Origin of the sequence: Marinifilum sp. JC120 (assembly GCA_004923195.1) — a bacterium.
GTDB lineage: Bacteria > Desulfobacterota > Desulfovibrionia > Desulfovibrionales > Desulfovibrionaceae > Maridesulfovibrio.
Map to the genome: position 1 here is coordinate 1 of RDSB01000059.1, position 1489 is coordinate 1489.

At 50.9% G+C, this 1489-nt stretch carries 3 protein-coding genes; all 3 read right to left on the bottom strand.

Translation table 11 applies throughout. The features are described 5' to 3' along the window. Positions 1 to 1020: relaxase (locus D0S45_20305; protein TIH08938.1), on the bottom strand; the 1020-nt coding region annotated here is incomplete at its 3' end. After that, positions 1017 to 1334: a conjugal transfer protein TraJ gene (locus D0S45_20310; GenBank protein TIH08939.1), complete on the bottom strand. Its 318-nt coding sequence runs from the start codon at positions 1332 to 1334 to the stop codon at positions 1017 to 1019. The genes D0S45_20310 and D0S45_20305, both read right to left, overlap by 4 nt. Then, on the bottom strand, positions 1309 to 1489 hold a 181-nt coding region (locus tag D0S45_20315), incomplete at its 5' end, for a hypothetical protein (GenBank protein ID TIH08940.1). The genes D0S45_20315 and D0S45_20310, both read right to left, overlap by 26 nt.

The window sequence follows — 1489 nt, forward strand, 5'->3', positions numbered from 1 at the left end:
CCGGCTACGATCTTTGATTCTAAGTTTTTTGTCATTCTTAAGGGCCTTGATCTTGCCATCCCAATAGGAACTGGTCTGCTTCCAGCGGCCATCCTGCTCTTCGCGCAGATCCTCATAGCCCTTTTTCCTGCCGGAAACAGCGGCCCGATATTCGGCATACAGTTCTCCCCGATGCTTATGCAGCGGTCGAGCAACATACCTATCCTTCTCATTTACCACGATCCCCTTGGTATACTGATAGTGGCCAAGCTGGGCCTCAAGTTTTGACTTGGTAAAATTCCGATCAAGCCGGCTGGCTTTRATAGCCGTCTTGGAATGGCGGTCCTTAATGCTGCAACCGTTCCCGCGCAGACGGACTTCGATCCCGATCTCAGCAAGTGACATGTGGAATTCATGCCAGTCCTGCGCCTTATCCAAAGACTTCAAGATAAAATCCTTGCGTTCCTTCACATACGAATCAAAGGACTGCTGGCCAGAATGAGCCTCGTACGTGTCAGCCCGGTCRTTGCTGCGCTTCGGCTCCTGATCCTTCTTCCTGCCGTTATCGAACTTCAGGGCGAACTTCTGCTCCAGCTCACGRTGYAGCCGGTCGCGCTTGTAGAAATCCCGGAACGGCTCGTAGCGGGTCAGCTTCTCCGGGTGAATCATATTATACGCGATGTGCATATGAATATTGTTGGTATTCTTATGAACACCGCAATGCCGCTGGTGTTCCTCAAATCCCAAGGCCTTGGAGAACTCCTGCTCGATCTCCTTAAAATCGTCCGGGGTAAGGACAGACTCATCCTCCGGCCTGAAAGACACAATCAGGTGATAGGTCTTCTCCTTGCGGGTGCGCTGATTCAGATCCTGAGTATCGAGAACTTCCTGAATCGCCAGTTCGTAATCCTCACCAGCCCAACAACCGGCGCACCAGGACATTAAGGTCTTTTCACCCTTGTGCTTGGCGTCGGCAATGTACTCGGCCAATCGGCCATAGTTATCGTTCTGGGGCTTACAAGAAATCCTGCGGCTAATCATATGGTTCTGACCTTCTGAACTATTTCCCTCTGAAGCCGGCGGAGATCTTCCAGCAAAGCCTCAATATCCGTGCGGTGTTTATCATCATCGAGAATCCACATCTTGAGCAGACCACCCAATCGGCCCTGATCGGCATTAAGCTTCAGCAGCTCCAAACGGGCCTGCTGATCAGTGCGGCTCTTGATCTCGTGGCCCAGACAAACAGCTTTCGCAAAAGCAGAAAGAGATATGCTGCACTGCCTCGCGGTCGCACTGATCTGCGCGTATTCCTCTTTGGAAACATAGGTTTTAATAACTTGCTTCTTTGAGGGCATTAGCTCGACCGGATTCACGGTTAATACCTTCCCAAACAAGACTTACAGCATGAGGGAGATAGGATTTTGGCAGATCTTCCAGCGATTCAATGCACATTTTTCCGCATGTATCAGCAAGTAACTCTTCACGAGTACGTTGGCCGCAATGAGCCCAG

Coding starts and splice junctions, on each gene's coding strand:
- D0S45_20310 (TIH08939.1), bottom strand. CDS start 1,334: ATGCCCTCAAAGAAGCAAGTTATTAAAACCTATGTTTCCAAAGAGGAA.